Source organism: Aeromonas sp. R7-4 (assembly GCF_040908055.1).
Lineage (GTDB): Bacteria > Pseudomonadota > Gammaproteobacteria > Enterobacterales > Aeromonadaceae > Aeromonas > Aeromonas sanarellii.
On sequence record NZ_JBFODA010000009.1, the window covers coordinates 1 to 4,890 of the forward strand.

The 4,890-nt window shown below is 44.1% G+C and carries 1 protein-coding gene and 3 pseudogenes; 2 read left to right on the top strand and 2 right to left on the bottom strand.

Going from position 1 to position 4,890, the window contains the following annotated elements:
* Positions 1-233: 233 nt before the first annotated feature.
* Both AB5Y72_RS01145 and AB5Y72_RS01150 read left to right on the top strand, forming a co-directional pair.
* Positions 234-1,210 (top strand): annotated as a pseudogene (locus AB5Y72_RS01145) (IS3 family transposase); the annotation flags it as partial.
* Positions 1,211-1,509: 299 nt separating this feature from the next.
* Positions 1,510-1,629 (top strand): annotated as a pseudogene (locus tag AB5Y72_RS01150) (integrase core domain-containing protein); the annotation flags it as partial.
* A 118-nt stretch (positions 1,630-1,747) separates the two neighbouring features.
* Here AB5Y72_RS01150 and AB5Y72_RS01155 read toward each other — a convergent pair.
* Together AB5Y72_RS01155 and AB5Y72_RS01160 are read right to left on the bottom strand one after the other, a co-directional pair.
* A complete protein-coding gene (locus AB5Y72_RS01155; protein ID WP_368198452.1) occupies positions 1,748-4,345 on the bottom strand; it encodes a hypothetical protein in 2,598 nt (865 codons plus the stop codon).
* A gap of 220 nt (positions 4,346-4,565) precedes the next feature.
* Positions 4,566-4,890 (bottom strand): annotated as a pseudogene (locus AB5Y72_RS01160) (transposase); the annotation flags it as partial.

Here is a 4,890-nt window from a genome sequence, read left to right on the forward strand (position 1 = left end):
TAACACGGTAGGGGTACCGTTTTGTTATCCGGTTTGAAGCCGTATGACCACTCCCTTTTGTGGGCAACTGTCAGGTGAATACCATCTCCATACACCTTGTATCTGGCTTTCACGAAGCCGAACTGTCGCTTGATGATGCGAAATGGGTGCTCCACCTTGGCCGGTAATCCCCCCGAAAAACTGAGGTGCTTATAAGTAGAATGTTCCCGTACCTTGATACCCGGAGGTTCTACATGAAAACATCACGCTTTAGCGATGCCCAGATCATCGCCATTCTTAACAAGGCCGAGGCTGGCTCCCCCGTTCCGGAGCTCTGCCGCGAACATGGCATCAGCTCCGCCACCTTCTACAAGTGGCGCTCTAAATACGGCGGAATGGATGCCTCCCTCATGGCTCGCCTCAAAGAGCTGGAGGACGAGAACCGCCGCCTCAAGAAGATGTACGCCGAGGAGCGCCTCAAAGCCGAGATCATCGCTGAGGCCATGGCAAAAAAGTGGTGACGCCATCTGCCCGGCGGGAGATGGCAACCAGGGCCGTAGCGGATTACGCCATCTCCATCCGCCGGGCTTGCCAGGTGTTCAAGGTCAGCGAGGGCTGCTATCGCTATCAGCCGGTGCTGGCCGATGAAAATCAGGAGATTGCCGATTGGCTGCTGCGCCTCAGCGCTAATCAGCGTAACTGGGGTTTTGGACTGTGCTTTCTGTACCTGCGTAACGTCAAAGGCTTTGGCTGGAACCACAAGCGGGTGTACCGGATTTATCGCGCCCTTGAACTTAATCTGAGGATAAAGCCGCGAAAACGGCTGGTACGGGCCAAACCGGAGCCGCTGGCGGTCCCTGAAAAACCCAATCACTGCTGGTCGATGGACTTCATGCATGACCAGCTCGGTGATGGCCGTTCGGTGCGGCTGTTTAATGTGTTCGACGACTTCAACCGCGAAGCACTGTGCATCGAGGTGGATTTCTCCTTGCCTGCCACACGGGTCAAACGGGCGCTGGAGCAAGTGATCGCGTGGCGGGGAAAGCCGGTGGAGATCCGCTGCGATAATGGCCCGGAATATATTAGCGAGGAGCTCAAGCGCTGGGCTCAGCAGGAAGGGATAGCGCTGCGGTATATCCAGCCGGGCAATCCCCAACAGAACGCGTATATCGAGCGGTTTAACCGCACGGTACGTTACGACTGGCTGGGTCATTACCTGTTTGAGTCACTGTGCATATTCCGGTCGAAAATGAACACCTATTCCGGTTTAAAATGAACGCTGATTCCGGCTTGCGTGTACACCATTTCCGGACACCTCAGAGCACGAACTCTGATGTCAGATGAACCGTCATGCTCCAATGACCTGGATCCACAACTGCCGCGCTGCGCTTGGCTGCTGGCTTGTTCGGTGAGTCGAGAAGATGCCTCCCCTCAAAGCTCAGCTTCTGCTCGCAGAATCCCTGGCCGCATACTTTCCGGAAATGGTGTTCACAGATTCCGGAATCACTGTTCAACTTCACCGGAATACGCAAGTCACTGAATGAATTGCAGGCATTTGCCACAAACTGGTTGTGGACGTATAACCATGAGCGGCCCAATATGGCGCTGGGTGGCTACACACCAAAACAGTGCCTAATGCAGGCCGCATGACCTCTACTTTTGAGTGCCCCTAAGAATGGGGGGAATACCGAACGACCAGCCCAGCTGGGTCAGCAGGGTCAGAGCTGGGATCTTGGCGCTGTACTCTTCCTGAAACCGTGGTAATTTTTTATTCCACATCACCCTTTCCCCCAGAATAAAATGGAGAGTCATTATATATTTTTTGATATTTGATACTATCAGACTCGCCATTATTAACATTGCCGTATTTTTCTTTGTGATAAGTACAGCAACTGCCACACGACGTACAGATGTACCGACCTTCTGAACACTTTTGCTTTAGGTCTCGACTATCTATTATTTCATAGCATTTAAAACCAATGCAGTGATTGATGTAATAGTTTATTTTATGCTCTACACAACATTCATTTGCACAATAAAAAACTGTCGCTCGGTATGCTGCACTTTTTGGCTTGGTAATAAATGAATTGGATTTAATATCAAATGTCGTTACTTCGACTAGCGCGTAACTAAGGTTAGGCTTCATAAGCATACCGCAGCAACGACAATGCAGCCTAGGAAAAATTTCTCGCATACGATTCAGATATCCTGCAAGTTTAATTGGGAGATCTCTTTTAGATGGTTTATTTAACAACTCATATTTAGCTCCATAATGGCTTAACCAATCATACAAGCTAAACTCAAGATAATGTTTATTAAGGTTTGGTATTACATGCTGATCTGTACATTTTTTGCCACGACATAAAAATATACTAGTATCAGCCTCAACATTTGTCGCATTTGAAATACGAGAGAGATTATGAGGATAACGTTTTTGAGAATTTTTTATTTCTTCTGGTGTTTGCGTTTTCCAATAAAATGCTTCGCAGGATAAATCTATATATGGAAAGTGTTCTGCTAGTGTTTGGCAGCGTGGGAAAAGATTAAAAAATGAAGGATGATCAATACGAAATTTATTCGTAAGCAAGGCTTCCCATATGTCATGCAGGATAGAGGCGATGATAGCATCAGGAGTGTTGGATTGATTAATGATTGGTATTAAATTCGCTAAAATGTAGAATTCTGGATCAATAGATAGTGTAGGCGAATTCATTATGTCATCTATAAAGCTTAAATCTTTTAAGAAAATTTTTTCCTTAGTGTAAAATGCATCAGCAAATGGCTTGATTAGTGGGTGCTGACGATATTGATCATAGGTAGTTATATTTTTTTGGTAAGCACCCATAACAAAGTTGGCAACATTAATTTTTTCGTTGGTAAATTGTTTGGTAACAAAATCTTCCATATCATCTCGCCAAACTTCTAATATCTCTTTTGAATCCACCACCTGATTAAACCCAAGATATAGAGCGGCGCTAAATGAAATGTGGTTTATTATTTCACTTAGTAATGCATTTACTTTAATCTTGCCGGCCTGCATATCTACAATGAATGTAGTAAAGGCTTCAATTTGATTGTCAATTAACTCCTTACTAATCAATAATGGAGGAACTCCATTTGAGATGACATAAGCAATACCTTTTTTACTTGTGATGTCATCTATTAACTGACCTGACATATCAGCAGGCCGAACACCATGAGAAATCGCTTTTTTAAGTCCTACGGATTTAACAAAATCTGATATTACTTGCTTTGGTATTTCCGTTAGTGGAATGCCGTGCAACTTGACTTCATCAATACCAACACTTCTTGCATGTTTCGCAATTAAACCTCTTGGTAGATAAGATAAAGGAATACCATTTTCAATATCAATTATAACACCATCCTTTATAAAACATTCTACTATCAAATCATCTGGCACCATTGACAATGGTATGCCATTAGAGTTAGCGCTAATGACGCCTACACATTTTACGAAGTTCAAAATGATATCTATTGATATTCTATTAAGAGGAATTCCTTGCGCCAAGGCATTAACTATTCCTACCGACTGTACATGTTTCGAAATTAAATCATCCGGGATTTCTGATATCGGAATACCATCTGAAACAGCGGCAATAACTCCAACATTATTTACATGCACCAGAATCAACTTTCTTGGTATCCTAGCAACAGGGATACCGTGAGAAATGGCCTCTATAATCCCTACTGTAGAAATATAATCAAGAACCAACCTATCTGGCATGCTCGATATCGGTATACCCTGTGATATGGACTCCGGGACCCCAAATTTATTGACATGATGAGCAATCAAATCGCTTGGTATTATTGATAGTCGAATGCCACTGGATATTGCCTTAATAAGGCCAATTTTTTCGATATACACTGTTAGCAAACTATTTTTATTGCTACATGCCATTATTATGGAAATGAACTCTGCGATACGCTCAGAGTTTTGTGAAAATTTATCCACGATACGATAAGCATCATTGCAATCAAACAAATCAGCTAAAGTCTTCTTGATTGAAGAATCACGTAACTCAACAAACTCATCAGAAAAAACCAAATACTGATAGAGTATTTCTGTTAGATTATTGTCATTTTTTGAAAGCGCATAAGCATTAGATGCATTTACTTTGCCTCTGTTATCCTTACCTATTTCATAGAGTACGATTTCACCTTCCACCAATAATGGCTTATTGATGACTGCATTCTTATGCACAAAAATATCTTCACTTCCATTTGTTGCTAAAAAACCAAACTGGTTATCTCTGCCTGTGTTGTTGTTACGACCTCCGAACCATTTAACACAAGCAAGCTTCCAATTTTTTGGGGAACCAAATCTATCTATAATATGTGCAGTCATCGTATCACCATTAAATCCATTTAAACCCGCCGTTTGCCGGTCAGCAGTTGTTGCATCAGGGCCTTTTTCTCTTGGGAAGGTGCGAATAAGCGGGGAAATTCTTCTCGGCTGACGCAGTCATTTCATTTCTTCATGCTTGAGCCGATTTTTTCTCCCGTAAATGCCTTGAATCAGCCTATTTAGACCGTTTCTTCGCCATTTAAGGCGCTATTCCCAGTTTTTAGTGAGATCTCTCCCACTGACGTATCATTTGGACCGCCCGAAACAGGTTGGCCAGGGTGAATAACATCGCCAGTTGGTTATCGTTTTTCAGCAACCCCTTGTATCTGGCTTTCACGAAGCCGAACTGTCGTTTGATGATGCGAAATGGGTGCTCCACCTTGGCCCGGATGCTGTTTCAAGGTTCTTACCTTGCCGGGGCGCTCGGCGATCAGCCAGTCCACATCCACTTCGGCCAGCTCCTCGCGCTGTGGCGCCCCTTGGTAGCCGGCATCGGCTGAGACAAATTGCTCCTCTCCATGCAGCAGATTACCCAGCTGATTGAG